Origin of the sequence: Aestuariivirga sp. (assembly GCF_046093005.1) — a bacterium.
In the GTDB taxonomy this organism is placed as follows: Bacteria; Pseudomonadota; Alphaproteobacteria; order Rhizobiales; family Aestuariivirgaceae; genus Aestuariivirga.
In genome coordinates, this window is sequence record NZ_JBJTER010000153.1 from 1 (window position 1) to 21,589 (window position 21,589).

The window sequence follows — 21,589 nt, forward strand, 5'->3', positions numbered from 1 at the left end:
GCGCCGCCACGGTGCTGGCCTGGCTGGCGCTGGGGGCGTTCGGCGCGCCGGTCTTCGCCACCGGCGCCGGGCTTGCCTACATGGCGGGGCCGACCGGCGGCTATCTCGCCGGCTTCCTGCTGGCGGCTTTCGTGGTGGGCCACATGGCTGACCGCGGCTTCGGGCGCACGCTGCCTTCGGCGCTCGTCATGCTGCTTGCCGGCGAGGTGGCGATCTACGCGCTGGGCGTCGGCTGGCTCGCAGCGCTGCTTGGCGCTGAAAAGGCCATCACCCTCGGGTTCGTGCCGTTCATCTCGGCCGAAATCCTCAAACTGGCGCTGGGCGCCGTCCTGCTCACCGCCGCCTGGAAACAGGCGAAGGGCTGAGCACGGCCATGAAAGCCAGGGCCCGGCGCAAGCCGAACGTCGACCCGATCACCTTGTCCGTGGTGCGCGGCGTGCTCGAAACCACGCAGCGCGAGATGACGCTGTCGCTCGAAAAGACGGCGCGCTCCTCGGTGTTCAACCTCGCGCATGACTATTCGACGGCGCTGTTCAACGCCAAACCGGAGATGATCCTGCAGGGCCAGGACATTCCCATCCATCTGGGCTCGCTCATTCCGGCCATGAAATCGGTGGCGAAGTTCTTCGCGGGCGATATCCACGAGGGCGACCTGATCCTGCACAATGATCCGGCCTTCGGCGGCAGCCACGCCATCGACACCTGCATGTACAAGCCGGTGTTCTACAAGGGCAAGCTGGTCTACTGGACGGTGTGCAAGGGCCACTTGACCGATATCGGCGGCCCGGTGCCCGCCGGCTACAATCCCAACGCCAAGGAAATCTACGCCGAATGCCTGCGCATTCCGCCGGTCAAGATCTGGGACCGCGGCAAGCCCCGCCATGACGTGATCAACATGATCCTCACCAACATGCGGGCGCGGCGCGACCAGGAGGGCGACTTCAACGCGCTGATCGGCGCCTGCCAGGTGGGCGAACGCAACCTGATCGCCATGCTCGACAAATACGGCGAGAAGACCGTCGATGCCTGCATCAACGAGCTCCTGGACATGGCGGACCGCCACATGCGGGCGCTGATCAAGACGGTGCCGGACGGCACCTATGCGGGCGTCGCCATTCTCGAGGACGCGGGCCACGGCTTTGGCGATTTCGAGATCAAGGCCACGGTGACGATCAAGGGCGACAAGTGCCACATCGCCATCTCCTCGCCGCCGCAGATTCCCTATTTCATCAATTCCTATGAGGGCAACTCGCATTCCGGCGTCTATTTGGGCCTGATGATGTTCGCGGCCCTGCCACCGCCCTACAACGAGGGCCTCTACCGCTGCGTGAGCGTCGATTTCGGGCCGAAGGGCACGATCTGCAACGCCCAGGAACCGGCCCCGCACATGAACTGCACCACGACGCCGATGGAAACCCTCACCGACGCGGTGCGGCTCGCCTTCGAGAAAGCCATGCCGTCCAAGGTGGCGGCCAGCTGGGGCCATGCCAACGGCCTCAACATCGCCGGCTGGGATTCGCGCACCAATGAGGAATTCGTCACCATGGTGCTGGCCACCATCATCTCCGGTGGCGGCGCCACGCCGCAGCAGGATGGCTGGCATGCGGTTGGCCCCGAGTGCTGCTTCGGCGCGCTCACCTCGGGCGATGTCGAGTTGCTCGAATATTCCTACCCGATCATCATCCACAAATATTCGCTGATGACTGACAGCGGCGGCGCGGGGAAGTTCCGCGGCGGCTCGGGCACCGCCTGGGAGGTGGAGCCCCTGGACAAGGACATGCTGTGCATCGGCTTCGGCGAGGGCCGCCGCATTCCGGCCATGGGTGCTGCCGGCGCGCGCTCGCGCGACATCGACTCCAAGGTCGGCCGCGTGGTGTTGAAGCGCGGCGGCAAGCAGGACCTCAAGCGCACCAACATCATGGAAACCATCAAGCCGGGCGAGACGGTCACCAACATGAACCCCGGCGGCGGCGGCTATGGCAATCCCTTTGAGCGGCCCATCGAGAAAGTCCTGTGGGACGTGAAGAACGGGCTCGTCTCGGTCAGGGGCGCGCGCGAGGATTATGGCGTGGTGATCGCCGATTCCGGCACCCTTGAAGTCGACATGGCCGCCACAAGGCGGCTGCGGTCGGCGGCCTGAAGCGGAGAGCGGGAAACATGCGCACCAGATATCGCCTCGGCATCGACGCCGGCGGCACATTCACCGATTTCGTGGTGGCCAACCGCGCGTCCGGCGAGGTCAAGCTGTTCAAGGCGCTGTCCACGCCGTCGGACCCCACCAAGGCCATCGAAACGGGCCTCAAGCTCATCGCCGATGATTTCGGCATCAGCCCGGCGGCGCTCGTCTCCGATTGCGATCTCTGCATCAACGGCACCACGGTTGGGCTCAACGCGCTGATTACCCACCGCGGCGGCAAGACCGGCCTCATCTGCACGGCGGGCCATGAGGATTCGGTCGAGATCCGCAACGGCCACAAGGAAGACGGCTTCCGCTACGACCCTGAATATCCAGCCGCCACCATGCTGGTGCCGCGCTACCTGCGCAAGGGCGTGCGTGAGCGCGTGCTGTCCGACGGTTCGGTGCGGACACCCATGGCCGAGGCGGATGTGCGGGCGGCCTGCGACCTGTTCCTGAAGGAAGGCGTCGAGACGGTGGCGATTTCCTTCGTCTGGTCGGTGCTGAACCCGGCGCATGAGCAGCGCGCCGCGGCCATCGTGCGCGAGATGATGCCGCGGGCGATCCTCACCGTGGGCTCGGAGCTCTATCCGCAGGTGCGCGAATACACCCGCACCTCGACGGCCGTGGTCAATGCCTATCTGGCGCCGGTGATGCGCAGATATGTCGAGGCGGTCGATGCCTATTTCCGCGCGCTCGGCGCCCAGCAGCCGGTGCGCTATTTCCAGTCCAACGGCGGGCTGGCGATCGGCCAGGCAATGACCGACCGTTCGGTCTATGCCATCAATTCCGGCCCCGCCTCGGCCCCGCAGGCCGGGCTCTATGTGTCGGCGCCGTTCAAGAAGAAGAACGTGATCACGGTGGACATGGGCGGCACGTCTTTCGACATCACGCTCACCAAGGACGGCCAGACCAACCTCAACAAGAACATCGATTTCCTGCGCTACCGCATCGGCGTGCCGATGATCCAGGTGGAAACACTGGGTGCCGGCGGCGGCTCGATCGGCTGGATCGATCCTTTGGGCCTCATCCAGGTGGGGCCGCAATCGGCGGGCTCGGAGCCGGGCCCCGCCTGCTACGGCCAGGGCGGCACCGAGCCCACCACGTCTGATGCCAATCTGGTGCTGGGCTATCTCAATCCGGAGGGCCTGCTCGGCGGCAAGCTGCCGCTCGATCTCGACAAGGCGCGCAAGGCCATCAAGAACAAGGTGGCCGATCCGCTCGGCATCTCGGTGGAGCGCGCCGCCTATGGCATGTACACCATCGTCAACAACAACATGGTCAACGGCATCCGCCGCGTCTCGGTGGAGCGCGGCTATGACCCGCGCGATTTCGTGCTGGTCGGCGCCGGCGGGGCGACAGCCGCCCACATCATCGCGCTGGCCCGCGAGATGGGCATCGGCACCATCATCCTGCCGAAGCTCGCCTCCGGTCTCTGCGCCTTTGGCCAGATCATCTCGGACGTCAAATACAACTACCTGGCCACCGCGCCGGTGCGGCTGGACAATGCCGCCGCCTGCAAGCGCATCGACACGCTGTTCAATGCGATCGAGAAGCAGGGCATCGCGCATCTGAAGAAGGACGGCTTCAAGGCCTCCGAGATCGACGTGAAGCGCAGCCTCGACATGCGCTATGTGGGCCAGGTGCATGAATGCACCGTCGACATCGGCAATTTCCCGATCAATGAAAACACCATCGAAAAGGTGAAGGACGCCTTCCACCGCCGCCACGAGGAGCTCTACACCTATTCCGAGCGCCACAATGCGGTGGAGGTGGTGAACATTGAGTCCACCCTCTATGGCCGCATTGACAAGCCCAGGGCCCCGAAGCTCGGGAAGGGCCAGCCGCCCGCCAGGGCGCTCAAAGGCCACCGCAAGGCGATCTTCGCCGCCTCCGGCAAGCCCACCCGCACGCCGATCTATGACGGCGCGAAACTCGGCGCGGGCGCCACCATCGCCGGGCCCGCCATCATCGAGGAGGTGACCACCACCATCGTCATCGAGCCGGGCTGGACGGCGCGGCTCGACGCCAGCGGGTCCTATGTCATCACGCGGAAGGGAAAATAGGCCGCGCGCATGGCCCAGTCGCTGTCAGCTGCCGGCGTCTCGGTGTCCTTCGAAGGGCTGAGCGCCCTGTCGAACGTCACCCTCGACGTGCCGCGCGAGACGGTGACCGGGCTCATCGGCCCCAATGGCGCGGGCAAGACCACGCTCGTCAATGTGCTGACTGGCTTCCAGAAGCCGAGCGAAGGCAGCGTGACGCTGGATGGTGAAACCATCACTGGCATGCCGCCCCACAAGGTGCGGCAGAAGGGCATCGCCCGCACGTTCCAGTCGGGGCGGCTGTTTTCCGATCTCTCGGTGCTCGACAATCTGGAGGTGACCGGCGTCGGGCTCGGCCTTTCCCGCCGCGAGGCGGCGAACAAGGCCGAGGCGATGCTGGACTGGATCGGCATTCCGCATCTCGCGGAGCGCATGGCGGGCGGGCTGCCCTATACGGACGAGCGCCGCGTGGCCATCGGCCGCGCGCTGATCATGGCGCCGTCCTATCTGCTGCTCGACGAGCCGGCGGCCGGCATGTCGGCGGAAGAAGCGAGCGATCTGGCAAAGCTCATCCGGCGCATCATTGCCGAGGTGAAATGCGGCGTGTTGTTGATCGAGCATAACATCGGGCTGGTGCTCAACATCTGCGACCATATCCACGTGCTCGATTCCGGCGAGGTGATCGAGGTCGGCCCGCCCGCCGTCATCAAGGCCAGCGAAAAAGTGCGCCACGCCTATATGGGAACCCAGGCGGACGCCGAAGGAGCCGTGCTGTGAGCCTGCTTTCGGTCGAAGCCATTTCCGTCCGCTACGGCCAGCTCACCGCGCTGCGCAAGGCGAGCCTCACGCTCAATGAGGGCGAAACCCTGTTCGTGACCGGGCCCAATGGCGCCGGCAAGTCGACGCTGCTCAAGGCCATCGCCGGGGTGGTGACGCCGCGCGAGGGCTTCATCCGTTTCGCCGGGCGTGAGATCGCCGGCAAGGCGCCGGAAGACATCGCCCGGCTCGGCTTCTCCATGGTGCCGGAAGGCCGCGAAGTGTTCGGCGGCCTGACGATTGAGGAAAATCTTCGCCTTGGCACCGGCATGCGCGCCGACCGGGACCAGGCAGCGCGCGACCTGGAGCAGGTCTACGCCGTGTTTCCCATGTTGAAGGAGCGCAAGGATCAGCAGGCGGGCGTGCTCTCCGGCGGGCAGCAGCAGATGCTGGTGATCGGCCGCGCGCTGATGGCGGGCCCCAGGCTGATCGCCATCGACGAGCCGTCGCTGGGCCTGGCGCCCAAGGTGATCGACGATGTCTACGCGACCCTGATCCGGCTGCGCGACAGCCGCGGCCTCACGCTGCTGATCGTCGAGCAGAGCGCCACCCGCGCCGGGCTCACCGGCGGGCGCATGGTGCTGATGCGCTCGGGCGAAGTGGCGCTCGAGGGCGATGCCCGCGAACTGGTGAAGGGCGATGCGCTCCGCCAGGCCTATTTCGGATATGGGGATCACTGACATGACGGCGCTTCTCCAGATCCTCTTCGATGCCCTGAGCCTCGGCAGCCTCTATGCGCTGGGAGCGCTCGGCATCGCGCTGATCTTTGGCGTCATGCGGCTCGTCAACTTCGCGCATGGCGATTACATCTCGTTTTGCGTCTTCGCCATGCTGTGGCCGTCGATTGATGCCGCGGCGATTGTATTCCTCGGCAAGCTGCCCACCGTGCTGCTGGTGCCGCTGATCCTGGCCATCGGGGCGGGGCTCTCGGTATTGTCGGAGATCGTGGTGTTCCGGCGCTTCCGCAACGCCAATCCGGCGACCATGATGATCGCCTCCTTCGCGCTGGGCTTCGTCATCAAATATTTCCTGCTCATGCTTTATTCGAGCCGGCCAAAGTCCATCGACCTGTGGTCGAACCTGTCGCAGCAGGTTGAGATATTCGGCGCCCGCATTCCACCCCTGCAGGTCATCACCATCGTGGTCACCATCGTCATCCTGCTGGCGCTCACCACCTTCCTGAAGCGCACCCGCTTCGGGCTTGAAATGCGCGCCGCGGCCGAGAACTTCACCATGGCCCGCATGCTGGGGGTGCGCGCCAATCTGGTGATCATGCTGGCCTTCGCGGTGAGCGGCATGCTGGCCGCTGCCATCGGCCTCATCCTGGTCACCCAGACCGGCACCGTCGACATCCAGATGGGCGCCAATCTGATGCTGGTCGCCTTCGTCGCCACGGTGATCGGCGGGCTCGGCAGCCTGCCCGGCGCGGTGTTGGCGGGCTATCTGATCGGCGCCGCGACGGTGATCATGCAGGTGGTGCTGCCGCCTGACGCGCGCCCCTTCCGCGATGCCTTCGTCTATGGCGCGGTGATCGTCATGCTGATCTGGCGGCCCAATGGCCTGTTCTCCGCCAAGGCCGCGAAGCAGAGGGTGTGAGGATGAGCGAGCGCCCCTCCATCCTGGCCCAGACCTGGACGACGCCGGTGATCCTGATCGCCATCCTGGCGGCGCTGGCGCTGGCCGCGGTGCTGGTGGGTTCCGGGCCGTTCAACCAGACCATCATCGAGATCTTCATCCGCGTCGTGCTGGTGGTCGGGCTTTATGTGTTCATCGGCAATTCCGGGGTCATCTCCTTCGGCCATATCGGCTTCACCTGCCTCGGCGCCTATATGACGGCCTGGCTCACCATCCTGCCGGCCATGAAGAAATCGAAGCTCAAGGGCCTGCCGGACATCATCCTCAACGCCAAGCTGCATTACAGCCTCGGCCTCATCGCGGCGGCGGTGTTCGCGGCGGTCTGCGCCTATCTCATCGGCAAGGTGCTGATGCGGCTTTCCGGCATCGCCGCCTCGATCGCCACCTTCGCGGTGCTGGCGGTGATCATCCAGGTCTATTCCAACTGGGACAGCGTCACCGGCGCCCAGAGCTCGGTCGTCGGCATTCCCATCGTGCGGGTGATCTGGCCTTACTTCATTTGCGCGGTGGTGGTGGTGATCGTGGCCTATCTCCACGCCATCTCGCGCTCCGGCCTGGCGCTGCGGGCGGCCCGCGACGAGGCCACGGCGGCGGCCGCCTCAGGCGTCGACATTCCGCGCGAGCGCCTCATTGCCTTTACGATCTCGGGCGCCATGATGGGGCTGGGCGGGGCGATGTTCGCCCATTCGGTGGGGGTGGTGACGCCCGATACTTTCTACCTGGGCCTCACCTTCATCACCCTTTCCATGCTGGTGGTGGGCGGCATGAATTCGCTCTCGGGCGCCGTTCTGGGCGTCGTGGTGCTGTCGATCATCATCCAGCTGCTGCGCTGGCTGGAGAAGGGCGTGGACCTCGGTGGCACGGTCTTCGCGCTGCCGCTGGGGGTGCAGGAAATCGCCATCGGCGTTGTCATGATTGTAATCTTGATGTACCGGCCAACCGGGCTTACACGTAACCGGGAGCTGGTCTGGCCATCGAAAAGGCTTTCCGCGGCGGGCAGGCTCCCTGCTTCCGCGGACGGAACGACAGCGAAAACTTGAAACGGAGGACGTCATGAAGAACTACCTGAAACTGGGAATGGGTGCTGCAGCCGCCGCGCTGCTGCTGGCGGCGCCCGCCGCTTTTGCCGACGATGACAATATCGTGGTGGGCTTCGCCACCGCGCAATCGGGCTTCATGCAGGCCTATGACAAGCCGGCGGAAGACGCGGCGCGTATCCGCATCGACGAGATCAACAAGGCCGGCGGCCTGCTGGGCAAGCAGATCCAGATCGTCGCCGCCGACACCAAGACCGACCGCGCCGAGGGCGCCAAGGCCGGCCTCGAGGTGATCGACAAGGGCGCTGACCTCGTGGTCGTGTCCTGCGACTATGACTTCGGCTCGCCGGCAGCACTTGCCGCGGAGGGCGTGGGCAAGGTCTCCTTCTTCCTCTGCGCGGAATCGATCAAGGCCGGCATCCAGGGTGTTGGCCCCCACTCCTTCTCGGCCTCGGTGCTGGCGGCCGTGCAGGGCGCCACCATGGCGGAATGGGCCTACAACAAGAAGAACGCCCGCACCTTCTATCGCCTGCTCGACACATGTAACGAATAAAACAATGGCATCAGCGACGTCTTTGACTGGATGCTGCCGAAGCTTACGGATGCCAAGCTCGTCGGCGAGGACACGTTCAAGAACGACGATGCCTCGATCGCCGCGCAGATCACCCGCATCAAGAGCCTGCCGAAGGAGCCGGACGCCATCATGCTCTGCACCATGATGCCGGGCGCGGTCTCGGCCATCAAGCAGATCCGCGCCGCGGGCATCAACTCGATGATCCTCAACGGCTCGGGCGTCTCGGGCAGCTACTGGCTGTCGGCGGTGCCGGATCTCTCCAACTTCTTCGTGCCCGATCAGGGCTCGGTGCATGGCGATGACCCGAACCCGAAGGTCAATGAGTTCAACGCCACCTACAAGGCGGCGACCGGCTCAGACCCGTCCAGCCAGTATGTCTATCCAGGCTACGTGATGATCGACGTATGGGCCAAGGCGGTCGAGCGCGCCGGCACCACGGATGCTGACGCGGTGGTGGCCGAACTCGAGAAGATGAAGGACGAGCCGACGCTGTTCGGCCCGCGCACCTTCACCTCCGAGCTCCATCACCAGAACAAGGGCCGCTACCTGATCACCGAGATCAGCGCCGGCAAGCCCAAGGTCGTCGACGAGTGGACGATCTCGGAGCCGATCCCGGTCGACTATCTCGCCAGCAAGTAAGCCTCATAATTGGGCTTGGTGGAACGGCCGCCCCCAAGGCGGCCGTTTTTCCGTTTGTATTGATGGGCCGGAGCATGGCCGCGGAGCCGCCAACGCAGAGCCTGCTGTGCGGAAACGGTGCATAGCGGCGTCTGCTGGGGCTGCGTCGGACCGGAGAGATGGCTCTTACGCCAACTCGACTCGCTCGGCCATTATCCAACGGTCCTTGAAATGGCGGATCACCACCGAATTGTTGCGCTGTGAATCGGGGCCTGGTCCGCGGTTGATCCGCCCCAGGCTGGTGTCACGGTAGAAGCGGCGGTGAAGTTTCGGCTGATAATTGTAGCGTCGCGCCGGGATCACGAAACGCGGCGCCTGGCAGTGCGCGCTGATCCACACATCGTCCACAAAGAAGGCCTCGGGCGGCGCTGCGCTGTAGTCGCTGACGGCCGCGAGATCGAAGAAACCAGGCTTTACGAGATAGCCGGAGAGGCCTTGCACAATGTCGACGCGGAACGGCGCTGAAAGCCGCCGCGCCCGTACAGGGGCTGGCGGCAGCATGCGGAGATTGCTCCACACCGTGGTCGGACGGTCGGTGAGATCAATGGGCACCACCCAGCCGCTCATGCAGGGCGCGATGCCAGGCTCTCTTGCCGAGGCGCGCGTCAGGTCTTCCACCAGCGTGGATGGATAGATGCGGTCGTCGTCGACGACGATGATCTGCTGCTCTCGCGCTTCATGGAGCAGCGAAGGCAGAAGCTTGGTCGCCGGGCCCAGATCCTCGCACCAGCGGATGGTGACGGCGGTAAGCCCGTCCAGGAACGCGGGCGGCACATAGGAGGCGTTTTCCCTCCGGCTGAAGCGCGGCAGGTTGAGAACGATGCCGGCGGGCGCAATGGTCTGGCGCAGCAGGCTTTTCAGCGTGCGTTCGATGAGGCCAAGGCGGCTCGGGATGCTGGTCAGTGAGACAATGGCATTCGAACGGCGCGGATTGCGCCGCCAGGCCCAGTCCAGTTCCTGGAGGCTCCGGCGCGAAAGCCACCATTCGTCGGCACAATCATGAACGAGGGTCTCGCCCTCGAAAAAATCGTGGACCGCAACGGCCGCGGCGCCTACGCCCGCGAGAAGCAGCGAGGCCTCGATGGCGGTGATCATTCCCAAACAGCGTTTACCGGTTTCTGGCGGCATGTTAGAGAACGCTTGCTCTATTGTCAGCGGGAAACTTTCTGGTGTTAAGCGGTCACAGGCTCGGTCTTTCGCAGATCATCCGCAATCACCGTGAAACCAAGCTGGCGGAGGAATTTTCCACCGAATGGGCCGTGGCGGTGCTTTACCGCCCGCCAGCGCTGCTCATCGCATGGGCCTGCCAGTATCTGCCGGTGACGCCGATCATGGTCACCGCCGCGGCCGGACTGTTGTTGCCTCTGATGGTTCTGGCTGCGGCCTGGATGCCGCCGGGCGCGGCGCTTGCAGTGGTGACGGCACTCGCCTGTCTGTTCATGATCCTCGACTGCGCCGACGGTACGCTGGCCCGCATCACCGGGCAGACGAGCCGGCTCGGTCAGTATCTCGATGCCGCGACCGACCTAGCCTACCGGGTGGTGTCATATGGCGCCGCCGGTTATATTCTGGCGCGGCACCCGGCTGCCAGCCCGTGGTTTTCCACGGCAGCGCTTCCGCTGGCGCTGATTGCGGCCTGGATCATGACCTTCGCGCGACTGTGCCGGGTTTATGCCGAGTTGCGGTTTCCGCCGTCCGCCCAGCGTGAAGAAGAAAGGCCGCAACCGCGCATGGACCTGGCCGGCTTCGTTTCCGGCCTCGATGGGCTGTTCCCGCTCTTTGTGCTGGCTGCCTGGGTGCTGGCCGCTCCGGCAGCCCTCCTGTGGTGGATTTTCGCCTATGCGCTGGCCGACGTTGTCTATACGCAGATCGCCATCATCCAGAGGTTGCGCGGAGCAAGCCGGTGAAGGTTGCGCCTGGGCAGCTCCGTCAGCCTTCCATCGCGCTGGCCCTGAGCTTCGGGCTCGGCCTTATTCCATGGTCGCCCGGAAGTTTCGGGGCGGCGGGGGCCTTCGTGATCTATGTTCTGGCCGCACCCTTGCACTGGGGCTGGCAAGCCGGCCTGACGGCCCTGCTGTTCGCACTGGGCTGCTTGGCCTGCGGCCGGGCGGCCGCGGCGCTTGGCGAGGAAGATCACCAATCCATCGTGTGGGATGAAACGGTGGGCATGCTGATGGTTCTGGTGCTGGTCCCGCCAACGCTGTTATCCTGGCTGGCAGGCTTCATGCTGTTCCGCGTCTTTGACATCGTCAAACCATGGCCAATCTCGGCGATCGACAGAAACATTCATGGCGGCCTCGGCGTGATGCTGGATGACGCCATGGCCGCAATCCCCGCCGCGGTCTGCGTCTGGGCGCTTCACCTCGCCTTTACGGCACAAAGCTTTCCCTGAGTTCCTTGCTGCTGGCCAGCGAGCGGCCGACGAGGTCAACGCGTGTCACCGAAGGAATACTGCCGCTCTCGTCCAGGTGAAGATAGGCCGCGATGAGCTCGGCTGGCTCGCCCGCCACCTGGCCCACGAGCCGCGGACGGCCGTCAATCAGCGTGAGCAAAACAGGGCGTTGCGGATAGGACACAATGCTTACCCGGAAAGCGGATTTCTGGTTACGCACGCGTTCCACGGTTACGCCGAAGGCAGCGGTTCGCTCAAGAAAGGAAAGTTTCTGCTTCTCGCCCTCGTCATTGTAGCGCCGCCAGAACACATCGACCGGCCGCTTCTGGTCGAGCATGCCCTTGTCATCAAGCCGCGCCGTATAGACCGCTGTGTTGGGGTTCATCGACCGCTGAACGAAGAATATTTGATTTTCCTCATGTGGCGCCGGGTAGCTGTTGAAGCCCGTGACATGCGAAGCCCGGGCAGCCGGCAGGAACGCCGCAGCAACGAGCGGCACCAGAAGCGCAAGCAAGATCGAATTCCGAAGAATCCCGTTGCCGTATGTCATGATGGCTGGTCTTTCCGGGGAAGAGCTTTCAGAATCTTCCGTGCCCGGAGAAACCGTTGCAGCGCCGTGGCATGGGTCAGCACCGCGAGAAGCCACAGGGCCGGGGGGATGACGCCGCCGGTGACGGCCAGGCTGCCGCCGAACAGGCTCTGGCACAGAAGCGCCAGACAAATGAAGAAGATGCGCTCCTGCCGCTCGAACAGGTCCGGCCAGGCGTTGTTGTCGACCGCGGTTTCCATGGCTACCCGTGACTTGAGGTAGCTCGTCAGAAATGAGCCTGACAGCGCAAAGAAGGCCGCCGACCAGGCGTCATTGACATAGGCGAGCGCGGCTAGCGCGGCCAGTTCCTGATAGCGGTCCACGACGGCGTCGAGATAGCCGCCGAAGGCCGAACGCTCGCCGCGCAGCCGGGCTACCGCGCCGTCGAGCGAGTCTGCCGAAAAGGCGACCGCCAGTGTCACCGCGTACCAGAACGCGGAGCCGTGCCAGACATAGGCGAGGCTCACTGCCGTCACCAGGGCGAGGCCGATGAACGTGACCTGATTGGCGGTGAACAGGCGGGCCAGCGGCTTTGCCGGCATTTCCCACAGGGGGTCGATATACTTCTTGAACAGACCGTCAATCACTGGCGGCTCCAGAGCTTGCGAACAGCGCCCGGAACCACGGAGCGTTGCGCCGATAAGAATCGAGAAAAAGGGCGAACCTGCGGTCGAAATAGGCCTGCCGGGCGGCATCCGGCAGGAAGCGGATTTCAGCCGCCCGGTTGGTGGCGCGGACGCTTTCCCACACCGTGGGATACCAGCCCAGCGCTGTGGCGGCGACGGCTCCGGCGCCACGCACGCCCGCCATGCGTGGTGCCGGCGCCACCGCGATTTCGATGCCCAGGCAATCGGCGACCGCCTGGCACAGGGCGCGGTTTTCGGTGCCGCCGCCCACCGCGCGGATGACTGGCGTCTGGCGGGTGCCGCGCCGCCTGACCACCGATTGAAAGGCCCAGCGGGTGTTGAGCGCCACGCCTTCGGTTACCGCTTGGCGCAGGCTCTGGCGGCCGTGCTGCAGCGAAAGCCCGAGGAACGCGCCGCGCAGCCGGTTATCGTCAACGGGCACCCGCTCTCCCGCAAGCCAGGGCAGAAACATGGGCGGATCCACCGGGCTTGCCGGCGCTTTCTCGTCATGGGGGCCGGTAAGCCGGTCCAGCCAGTCGATGCAAGCGCAGGCGCTCTCCTGCGTGGCAATCAGCAGTGGCCGGTTGCCGACGGGGCTCACGATGGTTGCGTAACCCTCGCTGGCCACCAGGCGGCGGCCCGGATAGAAACCGCTGATCCACGAACTTGTGCCGAGCGAAATATGGAGCTCGCCGTCCTCCACGGCGCCGCTGCCGATCGCCGCGGCGCAAACGTCGCCGGCCCCGGCGAACACCGGCAAGCCTTCAGGCAGCCCCAGTTCGGCGGCGGCATTGGCGGTGAGGCCGCCAGGCGAGTCGGTTCCCTGGACGATGGCGGGAAGCAGGCTGCGGCTCAGGCCAAAGCGGTTGATCAGGTAGTCCGACCACCCCTCATGCCCCGCGCGGGTATCCATCATCCAGGTGAGATTGGCGACATCCGCGGTCGTCACTGCTTGGCCCGTAGCCCGGAACACCAGCCAATCCTTGACATCGAGCAGTTTGTACGTCCGTTTCCACACTTCGGGCTCATGGCGTTTGATCCACAGCATCTTGGCTGGAGGGTCCATGCCGTTGAGTGCCGGTGCGCCATTGGTGAAGTACAGCGAGGTGAGCAGCTTGAAAGCGCCATAGCCGAGAACACGGGGGCCGCCCGCCATCGCTTCGCGGGCGATTGCGGCGGCCCGCTTGTCCAGCCAGATCAGACAGGGCCGCAGCGGGTTAGCCGATTCGTCAGTGGCGACGACGCCGCACATCTGCGATGCAAAGATAATGCCTGCCACGCGCTGCCTGAGGCCGCCACACTGCTGCGACAGATCGATGAGGCCGAGACGCACCGCGCGCCACCAGTCCTGAGGCTTCTGCTCGGCACAACCCGCCCCCGGATAGGAGACTTCATAGGGCTGACTGGCGGCGAACAGCACATTCAGGCCTCTGTCAACCAGGCCGGCTTTCAGACTGGTCGTACCGACATCGACAGATATGATGAGGTCTTTGCCCACGCTATGCTAGGAACTGTGACGCCAGTCTAACAGCGTATCGGAAATTTGCCGGGGAAGGTCAATTGTCTTGTTAATCGAGGAACTGGAAGGGTCAAGACGGTCACGGGCAGACACCAAAGCCATCGATGCGGTGATCACCTGGGTGGACGATTCCGCGCCGGGCTATCTCGACCAGCTCAAGGCGTACGCCACCGCGGCCCCCGACACGGACCCATCGCGCACCCGCGACAATCTTGAACTCCTGCGGTTTGGCCTGCGGGCGGTGGAGCGCAATGCGCCATGGATCAGGCACATCTACCTCCTCACCTGCCGGCCGCAGAGGCCCGGCTGGCTGGTTGCCGCGCATCCGCGCCTGAGCGTTATTCACCATGACGAAATCATGCCGGCCGCCATCCTGCCGACGTTCAATTCCTTTGCGATCGTCAGCCACATGCATCTCATTCCGGGCCTGTCGGAGAATTTCCTCTATCTGGAAGACGACATGCTGCTGCTCCGCCCGGTGAGGCCCGCGGATTTTATTGACATGCAAGGCAAGGTCCTGGTGTTTGAGCGCGGCAAGCTGACGCCGGTTTATGCGGCCATTCGCAGGCCGGAAGCTGAACGGCCATGGAACCTCGCATTGGCCGAGTCCAACCGGCTGCTCGATGAAGCTTTCGGGCCTGCGCGGCGGCGCTATGCGAACCATGTTCCGCTGCTGGTGAACAAGCGGCAGTGGCAGTGCATGATGGAGAAATTCCCGGACGCCTTCCGGCTCACCCGGCAATCGCGCTTCCGGGCGCGTGGAAACATCGCGCCGGAGTATCTCTATCCGCAGCTGCTGCTGTCGGGGAACCTGGGCAAGAGAGCGGGTGGGGATGTGCTGCGCGAATGCTGCGGGTATGTGCCGCTCGAAAACATCTGGCCCGTCACCGCTTATGCCTTGTGGAAGGTCCGCCGCCGCTGGCCGAAATGGGTGACGCTCAATGATAACTTCGGCGCGCGGCCGAATCGCACCACCGAACGGCTGGCCAGGGATTTTCTCAACAGGGCGTTTCCTCAGCCGTCTTCCTTCGAACGTTGATGGCGGGCGATGGCGTCGCGGTAGACGCTTTCGAAATCGCCGATCCGGGCGGCAATGTCATATTGGCGGGCATGCTGGCGTCCCCATTTTGCGAGATGTTCGCACTCGGCAGGGCTGGCGAGCAAGGTGGCGAGTTTGCGTGCCAGAGCTGGCGCATCGCCAGGCGGTACCAGAAGCGCTTCTCCGGTGCCGGTCAGCACGGTCCGGTAGCCGGCATTGGCGGCGGCGGCGATTGGCGTTCCGGTGGCCAGCGCTTCTGCCAGCACGATGCCGAAACTTTCGCCATAGAGGGCGGGCGAAACCGCTAGCGCTGCTTCCGCCAGAAGGCTCAGCTGGCGCTCATGTGAAGGGGCGGGCACATGGGTGATCCACTGATCGCCCAGCTGCGCGCGCCGCGCGAGAACCGCCGGCAGCAAGTCGCCGTCCCCCGCCAGGACGAGCTGTGGCGGGGCCGTGGTTCGCGTGAGAGGGATATCTCCCCGCGCCAGCAGCGTGAACGCATCAAGCAGCACGTGAATGCCTTTGCGCGGTTCCAGCCGCCCGAGAAACAGAATGCGGGGCCGTGACGTCTGGGTCTTCGTGATGGCGAAGAATGGCGACAGGTCGATCGCGGGGGGTAGAATAACAGGAACCGCTGCATTGCGGCCCGGGCGTAAATGGCCGAGCGGCGCCTCCGAAACGGCAATGGCGCCATCCAGCTGGCCCAGCAGATAGCGGCTGAGCGGTTTGAAGAGCGTCTTCAGCGCGGTGCCCATCAACCCCGCTGGGGGCGTATCGTGAAAAGTTGCAACGCGCGGCGCAACAATCTCACGGAACACCTGATAGGGCATCAGCGGGTCCCACAGCGTGTGAAAATGCGCAATATCTGGCCGCCAAGCGTCTAGTTCGCGTTGCAAGCCAGAAATGTCTTCTTTGCTGGCCCAGGAAATCTCGAACCGGGTTCCTGCGAAGGCAATGCTCCGCATCCGGCCGATCCGCCGTAGGCCAAGTTTTGGGGCTGCTGCGCCGCCAGGCGCGAGGATCAGCGTTTCATGGCCATGGGATGCGAGCGCCTTGGCCAGTGCGTGAATGTGGCGCTGGACGCCACCATGACGGTTCGGGTCATAGGGACAGACCAGAAGCACTCTCATGACTGGCCATGCAACAATCCGCCGGAGCCCGTGTCAGACCTTGTATTCATAGACCTTGCCAGCTTCGCGTTCGCAATCCGGCGGGAAACTCTTACGCTTGTCGGCATAGTATTGCTGGCGCCAATCGCCATCGGCGCGGCGGTTGTAAGTGATGTAAAGCACGCGGCGCGGCTGGCTGGTGTGATTGGGTGCCGAGCGGTGAGGCGCGTAGGAATCGAAGAATATGGCATCGCCCGGCGCGGTCGGCACCGCAATGAAATCCATGCCCGCCATCTGCGCACTGTCGAGCGGCTTCCATAGATCGCCAATAAGGCCGCGGTCATGATAACCGGCGACCATTTCAAGGCAGCCGTTCTCCAGAGTGCAGGGATCAACGCTCACCATTGCGGTGATGTGAAAACTCGAATAGCGGCCCCAATCCGCCTGCGCATCCTGGTGAGGCTCGAAGCCGGCGCCGCCCGGCAGCTTGAAATTGATCTTCTCCTTGAACAGCACGGCATCTGCGCCCAGCAGCTGGGTGGCGATGCCCTGCATTTCCGATGATTCGCAAAGCTGCCGGAAGCCATCGTGAAAAGGATAGAAGTTTTCGATCCTCTGCAGCAGCCGCGCGCCTCCCTGACTCGACGTCTCGAAGTATTTCATCGCCTTGCCGGGTGTTTCCGGCCACGCTTCGACATCGCTGGTCCAGCGGAGCACATTTGCGAGGCTTTGTCCGGTGAAAAGGCCCCGGATGATAAGATAGCCATTTTGCCGGAATTCGTCGATCTGTTGTGGTGTGAGCTGCATGGAACTCGATGAGCTTGACAACGACGGTGAGGATGCTACAGCGCCCCGGAATTGTCGAGGTTTTTGTTGGCGGGACGGCCGCTTATGTTGGCTTTCCGCGCAGTGTCCGGGGAATGACTTGACCATCGAGAGAGCGCTGATACTGGCGGCCGGCCGCGGCGTGCGGATGGGGCCGAGAGGCCAGAAAATTCCGAAAGGTTTGATCGAGGTTGGCGGCCAGGCGCTCATCGCGCGTTCTCTTTCTTTGCTGGCGCGGGCGGGTATTCGCGACGCGCTGATCGTGACTGGCCATCTCGCTGGCCGCTATACGGAGATTCAGGCGCCGCATGGTTTGAAAATCTCCTTCCAGTTCAACCCGCAGTATGCCGAGCGGGGAAGTTTCGAGAGCCTGAGGGTCGGACTCGATGAAGTTGAGCCGCCGTTTCTGCTGCTTGAGTCCGATATCATTTATGAGCCACGGGCGCTGGACGCGGTCGTGGCCGCGCGCGGCGGAAACATTGTGCTGACCTCCGGACCAACCGGAGCGGGAGACGAGGTCTATGTCTGGGCAGATGGCGGTGAAAGCCGCTTGCGCAATATGTCGAAGGCGAGGTCTGCCCATGCCGATGAGCCGTTCGGCGAACTCGTCGGCATTCTGAAGGTTTCGGACGATCTGGTCCGGCAATTACGCCGGCCTGGGGCTGAAACACCAGGCGGCGATTATGAGAGCGCCATAGTCGCCGCCGCCAGTTCGGTTCCCATCCAGTGTCTCCGGGTTGACGATCTGCTGTGGGGGGAAATTGACGATGAAGAGATGCTGGAGAGTGTTGAGCGGCATCTCTGGCCGCGGCTGCAGCAAGCTCGTTAGGACGCGGCGGCGATTCTTTCCGGCTTGCCTTGCGCCTGTTCGGTGACTTTGCCGTTCTGGAACGTGATTACGCGGTCGCAATAAGGCAGCCAGTGCAAGTCATGGGTGGAGATGACCAGGGTCTTGCCCCGTGACTTAAGCCATGGAAGCAGGGTCCCGAAGAAATACTCCCGCTGTTCGGGGTCCTGATCGGCCACGAACTCGTCGAGGATCATCACATTGCGGTCTTCGAGAAGAGCGATCGCCAGAGCCAGACGCCGCCGCTGCCCGGCCGAAAGGTCGAGCCTGCTGATTCCTTCGCTGCGGATACTGGTGATGCCGCTGAGCCGCACCCGTTCCACCGTTTCGTCAGCGATTTCCGCCGGCGTGCCTTCCAGCCCGTAAAGCTGCCGGAAAACATGGAACGTGGTGAAGATCGCCGAGAACTGCGCGCGATACTGGTTCATGTCCTCCGGTTTCAGCACCACGCCGTCAACTTCAATGGTTCCGGAAACGGGGTCGAGAAGGCCGGCCAGTACATTCATGAAAGTGGTCTTGCCGGAGCCGTTGCTGCCCACAAGGAACACGACCTCGCCGCGCTTCAATTCGAAATCCAGCGGACCGAGCTCAAATGCGCTGGTCTCGCGCGAGTCGTACTTGGCGCGTATGTCACGCAAGTTGATCTTGTTGAATGGCGAGGCCTTTTCCACCGGCCGGTCCGGGATGCGGTCGAAAGGTTCGAGGTCTTTCACCAGATCGTCGATGCGGACGTAGGAAACGATGGTGCCAATAACAGCGGGATAGCTCATCACGATCTGTTCGAAGGGCGTGAGCGAAAACAGCACCAGTGTGAGGATCTGGAAGGTCACCGCGGTTTCGGTATGCGCCATGAATGGCACCAGAAACACGATGCCGCCAAACAGCAGGAACCTGAGGCCGATGACGGCTGATTCCGCGGTTTCGTAGACGCGGGTTACTTTGATCAGCAACCGCCTGAGATTTGAAAGAACATTGTTCACATCGCCCACAAAACTCTGGCGCCGGTCATGGTGAAGCCGCAATTCACGGAACCCGCGCAACATCTCCGAAACACGCTCGAAGTAAGCGACTTCAAGCGCCCGGGCATCGGCATTGAGCGTCGCCATGGCCGTTTGCTGCACGTGGTAGGCCAGGATGCCGCCAATCATCACGAGCACGACAAAAAAGCCGGCGATCATCGAGTAGGAGAAAAGCTGCGGGATAGCGATCGCGAGGAAGATGAAAGCCGGAAGCAGGTTGAGAATAGTACTCGTAAACCCGGCGACCATGCTCACATCGGTGGTCATGATGTGGTACAAGGCGCCATGCTCGCGTTTGTCCAGGAACGAAGGCTGGACCTTGAGGAGCCTGGCGATCAACTTCAATCGAACATTGTTGATCACCTGAGTCGTAGCGACCGTGGTAATGACCTGATAGGCAAAAGAGGAGCCGACGACCACGACGAAAGACAAGATGAATATCGGCAGCCAGTAGGAAATGGCCTGATCAAGGGGCGCCGCCGCCGCCTGGTTCACGATATTCATCACCAGATTGCGCGATAAGCCGGCGACAAGCGCCAGTCCTGCTACAAGGTACTTCAGGCGCTGAGGCGCGTGCGACCACAGGAACAGAAGCAGCGGTATGAGTTGCTTGAAGCTGGCCGTCACGAGTGGAAAAACCTCTTGTTTATCAACGATCGGCAACCGGCGCAGCCAAGGAAACTTGCCGCCGGGCGGGGCAGTTGATAGACAGTTTCTCCGGCCATAACAATAGCGTTATGCGGGTCTTGCCGTGCGCCGTCCGGGGCGTTCCGGATCGGGGGAGTTCCATGACACCTGCGCGGGATCCACCGCCAATCATCGTCACGGCGGCTGACCATCGTTTTGCCCGCACCCTGTTTCAGTTCCTGCTCTCGGCCGCGCGCCACGGCGAGGACCGGAAAGCGGCTTGGATCGTCTATGATCTGGGGCTCACCGCTGAAGACAGGGCAGTCCTCGCCGGCCGTTTCGGCTGGGCCGCTGTGCGGACATTCAGGTTTTCCGACTATCCGCCCCATGTTGCGCTCTCCGCCGGAAGCTATGCCTGGAAGCCGCTCATTATCCGGGAGGTTGTGCGAACCGCGCCCGGCCGTGTCCTTTGGTTCGACAGTGCGACGGTGCTGAAACGGCCGCTCGACGCGGTGCTGGCGGAACTGGGCTTTCAGGGCTTCTGGGGTCTTCGCAGCCAGATGCCGCTGGAGAAGAAATGCGATCCGCGCGTCATGGATGCGCTGGTGGTTCCGCCCGAAGCGCGGCATTTCCGTGAATATGCGGCGGGCGCAGTCGGCTTCGATACCAGGCTGCCCTTGGGGCAGGAGCTTGTCGAGGCATGGAGCGACCATGCCCTGATCCCGGATCACATTGTGCCGCCGGACTATGCGCCATTTCACAAGCATGACCAGGCCTTGCTGAACTGCCTGCTGGCCAAGGCCGCCTATGAGGGGCGTTTCGAGCCGGCGGACGCGGAAATCGATATCAGTTCGGCGGCGCCTTATCGCGGCATTTCGACTCGCAACTTCGTCCCGGCGTGGGTGCCGCTTTGGGCTGATCCCGCCATCCGCGGCTATCGTGCCGCAATTAAAGCGGCTGACCGTGTTTATCATCGGTTGCGGGTCTTGGATGACACATGGATCGATGGTTTCCGCAGGAGCCGCAAGGAGCATTTTACCGTCAAGATCAGGCGTGTCTCGACTGGCGAGACGGTGGCCATCCCTTCACCGGACTATGGCTACTACGCCGACCCGTTCATTGTCGTCCGTGACGAGCATATCTGGCTCTTCGTCGAGCAATTCAGCTTCGCGATGGACCGTGGCAATCTGATGGCGATTGAGCTTGACAGCCGCTGCGGGATTTTGTCCGCCGTGCCCCTCGTGTTTGAACCAGGATTTGCGGCACTCGACTGCCACGCCTCTTTCCCCTTCGTGTTTCAGCATGGTGGCGATTACTACATGATCCCCGAGACCCACGAGCGCGGTTCAATCGACCTGTTTGTCTGCGAGCGCTGGCCGGACCGGTGGCGGCTGGTGAGGCGCCTTCTGTGGCGGTTGGACGCCACCGACTCGATGGTTATACAGCATCAGGGCCTGTGGTATCTGCTCACTTCGGTCAAACGCGACATGCCCAATCGTCAGTTGGAGATCTACATGGCGGAGGACCTGTTGTCTGGCCCATTTCTGCCTCACCCGGTCAATGCGAAGGGGCTCTACGGCCATGCGCGGAACGGGACGGGCCGGAATGCCGGATTCCTCGGACGCCAGCCGGACGGTTCGCTGGCGCGGCTGATGCAATTCAGTAGCCGTTACTACGGCGAGGGTCTGAGCCCGATGCGAATTTCCGGGCTTTCTCCCGATGCTTTTGTTGAGGAAACCGCCGGCGAGATCGATTTTTTCCCGGACATGGGCCCCGGCTTTGCCTCGCACCATGCCTCCAGAGCCGGAGGCCTCGTGGTGTTTGACACGCGGGATCGTGCGCCATGAGGGCCAGATGGCATGGCGAACCATGAAACAACAACCCAAAGTTTTCGGACGCTTAGGTGGTGTTGACAAAGTGTCTGCACCAGAGGCGTGCTGAGGCGATGAGAACGAAACCGAGATAGCTTTCTGTTGTCTTGTCGTATCGTGTTGCAAGCCTACGGGAGTTCTTGAGTTTGTTGAAGCAGCGCTCGATCA

At 63.3% G+C, this 21,589-nt stretch carries 19 protein-coding genes and 2 pseudogenes; 13 read left to right on the top strand and 8 right to left on the bottom strand.

Annotated elements, in window-relative coordinates; translation table 11 throughout:
* The 8 genes and pseudogenes from ACKOED_RS12880 to ACKOED_RS12915 form a co-directional block, all read left to right on the top strand.
* The coding region (locus ACKOED_RS12880; protein WP_408916998.1) for a biotin transporter BioY at positions 1-365 on the top strand (365 nt) is incomplete at its 5' end.
* 8 nt (positions 366-373) lie between these two features.
* Positions 374-2,140 (top strand): hydantoinase B/oxoprolinase family protein, encoded by a 1,767-nt coding sequence (locus ACKOED_RS12885; protein ID WP_408917000.1) that lies wholly within the window; start codon positions 374-376, stop codon positions 2,138-2,140.
* A 17-nt stretch (positions 2,141-2,157) separates the two neighbouring features.
* Positions 2,158-4,242, top strand: a complete 2,085-nt coding sequence (locus tag ACKOED_RS12890) for a hydantoinase/oxoprolinase family protein (RefSeq protein WP_408917001.1) — start codon at positions 2,158-2,160, stop codon at positions 4,240-4,242.
* Between the two features lie 9 nt (positions 4,243-4,251).
* A complete protein-coding gene (locus ACKOED_RS12895; protein WP_408917002.1) occupies positions 4,252-4,995 on the top strand; it encodes an ABC transporter ATP-binding protein in 744 nt (247 codons plus the stop codon).
* Positions 4,992-5,714, top strand: coding sequence for an ABC transporter ATP-binding protein (locus tag ACKOED_RS12900; RefSeq protein ID WP_408917003.1), 723 nt, complete (start codon positions 4,992-4,994; stop codon positions 5,712-5,714). The genes ACKOED_RS12895 and ACKOED_RS12900 overlap by 4 nt, the downstream gene beginning before the upstream one ends.
* A gap of 1 nt (position 5,715) precedes the next feature.
* The gene (locus ACKOED_RS12905) at positions 5,716-6,630 is read left to right on the top strand and encodes a branched-chain amino acid ABC transporter permease (RefSeq protein ID WP_408917004.1); all 915 of its coding nucleotides are present in this window, start codon (positions 5,716-5,718) and stop codon (positions 6,628-6,630) included.
* A gap of 2 nt (positions 6,631-6,632) precedes the next feature.
* Positions 6,633-7,709, top strand: a complete 1,077-nt coding sequence (locus tag ACKOED_RS12910; protein WP_408917005.1) for a branched-chain amino acid ABC transporter permease — start codon at positions 6,633-6,635, stop codon at positions 7,707-7,709.
* Between the two features lie 37 nt (positions 7,710-7,746).
* Positions 7,747-8,919 (top strand): annotated as a pseudogene (locus tag ACKOED_RS12915) (ABC transporter substrate-binding protein).
* A 165-nt stretch (positions 8,920-9,084) separates the two neighbouring features.
* Here ACKOED_RS12915 and ACKOED_RS12920 read toward each other — a convergent pair.
* Positions 9,085-10,053, bottom strand: coding sequence for a glycosyltransferase family A protein (locus ACKOED_RS12920; RefSeq protein WP_408917006.1), 969 nt, complete (start codon positions 10,051-10,053; stop codon positions 9,085-9,087).
* Positions 10,054-10,127: 74 nt separating this feature from the next.
* Between ACKOED_RS12920 and ACKOED_RS12925 the strand changes: the two genes are divergently transcribed.
* Both ACKOED_RS12925 and ACKOED_RS12930 read left to right on the top strand, forming a co-directional pair.
* Entirely contained in the window at positions 10,128-10,865 is a 738-nt protein-coding gene (locus tag ACKOED_RS12925; protein ID WP_408917007.1) for a CDP-alcohol phosphatidyltransferase family protein, read from the top strand.
* Entirely contained in the window at positions 10,862-11,350 is a 489-nt protein-coding gene (locus tag ACKOED_RS12930; RefSeq protein WP_408917008.1) for a phosphatidylglycerophosphatase A, read from the top strand. The genes ACKOED_RS12925 and ACKOED_RS12930 overlap by 4 nt, the downstream gene beginning before the upstream one ends.
* On the opposite strand, the gene ACKOED_RS12935 is transcribed toward ACKOED_RS12930, so the two are convergent.
* From ACKOED_RS12935 to ACKOED_RS12945, 3 genes are read right to left on the bottom strand one after another with little or no spacing between them, the layout of a single operon-like run.
* A complete protein-coding gene (locus tag ACKOED_RS12935; RefSeq protein WP_408917009.1) occupies positions 11,328-11,900 on the bottom strand; it encodes a DUF4833 domain-containing protein in 573 nt (190 codons plus the stop codon). The two genes, ACKOED_RS12930 and ACKOED_RS12935, sit on opposite strands and share 23 nt — an antisense overlap.
* Positions 11,897-12,526 carry a CDP-alcohol phosphatidyltransferase family protein gene (locus ACKOED_RS12940; protein WP_408917010.1) on the bottom strand — a complete coding sequence of 210 codons (630 nt, stop codon included), beginning with the start codon at positions 12,524-12,526 and terminating at the stop codon, positions 11,897-11,899. The genes ACKOED_RS12935 and ACKOED_RS12940 overlap by 4 nt, the downstream gene beginning before the upstream one ends.
* Positions 12,519-14,063, bottom strand: coding sequence for a xylulokinase (locus ACKOED_RS12945; protein WP_408917011.1), 1,545 nt, complete (start codon positions 14,061-14,063; stop codon positions 12,519-12,521). The genes ACKOED_RS12940 and ACKOED_RS12945 overlap by 8 nt, the downstream gene beginning before the upstream one ends.
* Before the next feature lie 67 nt (positions 14,064-14,130).
* Here ACKOED_RS12945 and ACKOED_RS12950 point away from each other — a divergent pair, with 67 nt between their 5' ends.
* Positions 14,131-15,123 (top strand): hypothetical protein, encoded by a 993-nt coding sequence (locus ACKOED_RS12950; protein ID WP_408917012.1) that lies wholly within the window; start codon positions 14,131-14,133, stop codon positions 15,121-15,123.
* Here the strand turns inward: ACKOED_RS12950 and ACKOED_RS12955 are convergent.
* A complete protein-coding gene (locus ACKOED_RS12955; protein ID WP_408917013.1) occupies positions 15,099-16,253 on the bottom strand; it encodes a glycosyltransferase family 4 protein in 1,155 nt (384 codons plus the stop codon). The two genes, ACKOED_RS12950 and ACKOED_RS12955, sit on opposite strands and share 25 nt — an antisense overlap.
* A 33-nt stretch (positions 16,254-16,286) precedes the next feature.
* Positions 16,287-17,165, bottom strand: a complete 879-nt coding sequence (locus ACKOED_RS12960) for a phytanoyl-CoA dioxygenase family protein (RefSeq protein ID WP_408917014.1) — start codon at positions 17,163-17,165, stop codon at positions 16,287-16,289.
* On the opposite strand from ACKOED_RS12960, the gene ACKOED_RS12965 reads away from it, so the two are divergent.
* On the top strand, positions 17,158-17,886 hold the full coding sequence (locus ACKOED_RS12965; protein WP_408917015.1) for an NTP transferase domain-containing protein: 729 nt from the start codon (positions 17,158-17,160) through the stop codon (positions 17,884-17,886). The two genes, ACKOED_RS12960 and ACKOED_RS12965, sit on opposite strands and share 8 nt — an antisense overlap.
* Here ACKOED_RS12965 and ACKOED_RS12970 read toward each other — a convergent pair.
* Complete coding sequence (locus tag ACKOED_RS12970; RefSeq protein ID WP_408917016.1) at positions 17,883-19,550, bottom strand: ATP-binding cassette domain-containing protein; 1,668 nt, start codon at positions 19,548-19,550, stop codon at positions 17,883-17,885. The genes ACKOED_RS12965 and ACKOED_RS12970 overlap by 4 nt on opposite strands.
* A 2-nt stretch (positions 19,551-19,552) precedes the next feature.
* Here ACKOED_RS12970 and ACKOED_RS12975 point away from each other — a divergent pair, with 2 nt between their 5' ends.
* Positions 19,553-21,397: a hypothetical protein gene (locus tag ACKOED_RS12975; RefSeq protein ID WP_408917017.1), complete on the top strand. Its 1,845-nt coding sequence runs from the start codon at positions 19,553-19,555 to the stop codon at positions 21,395-21,397.
* A 52-nt stretch (positions 21,398-21,449) separates the two neighbouring features.
* Here ACKOED_RS12975 and ACKOED_RS12980 read toward each other — a convergent pair.
* Positions 21,450-21,589 (bottom strand): annotated as a pseudogene (locus ACKOED_RS12980) (IS5/IS1182 family transposase); the annotation flags it as partial.

Coding starts and splice junctions, on each gene's coding strand:
- ACKOED_RS12885 (WP_408917000.1), top strand. CDS start 374: ATGAAAGCCAGGGCCCGGCGCAAGCCGAACGTCGACCCGATCACCTTG.
- ACKOED_RS12890 (WP_408917001.1), top strand. CDS start 2,158: ATGCGCACCAGATATCGCCTCGGCATCGACGCCGGCGGCACATTCACC.
- ACKOED_RS12895 (WP_408917002.1), top strand. CDS start 4,252: ATGGCCCAGTCGCTGTCAGCTGCCGGCGTCTCGGTGTCCTTCGAAGGG.
- ACKOED_RS12905 (WP_408917004.1), top strand. CDS start 5,716: ATGACGGCGCTTCTCCAGATCCTCTTCGATGCCCTGAGCCTCGGCAGC.
- ACKOED_RS12910 (WP_408917005.1), top strand. CDS start 6,633: ATGAGCGAGCGCCCCTCCATCCTGGCCCAGACCTGGACGACGCCGGTG.
- ACKOED_RS12920 (WP_408917006.1), bottom strand. CDS start 10,053: ATGATCACCGCCATCGAGGCCTCGCTGCTTCTCGCGGGCGTAGGCGCC.
- ACKOED_RS12935 (WP_408917009.1), bottom strand. CDS start 11,900: ATGACATACGGCAACGGGATTCTTCGGAATTCGATCTTGCTTGCGCTT.
- ACKOED_RS12955 (WP_408917013.1), bottom strand. CDS start 16,253: ATGAGAGTGCTTCTGGTCTGTCCCTATGACCCGAACCGTCATGGTGGC.
- ACKOED_RS12960 (WP_408917014.1), bottom strand. CDS start 17,165: ATGGTCAAGTCATTCCCCGGACACTGCGCGGAAAGCCAACATAAGCGG.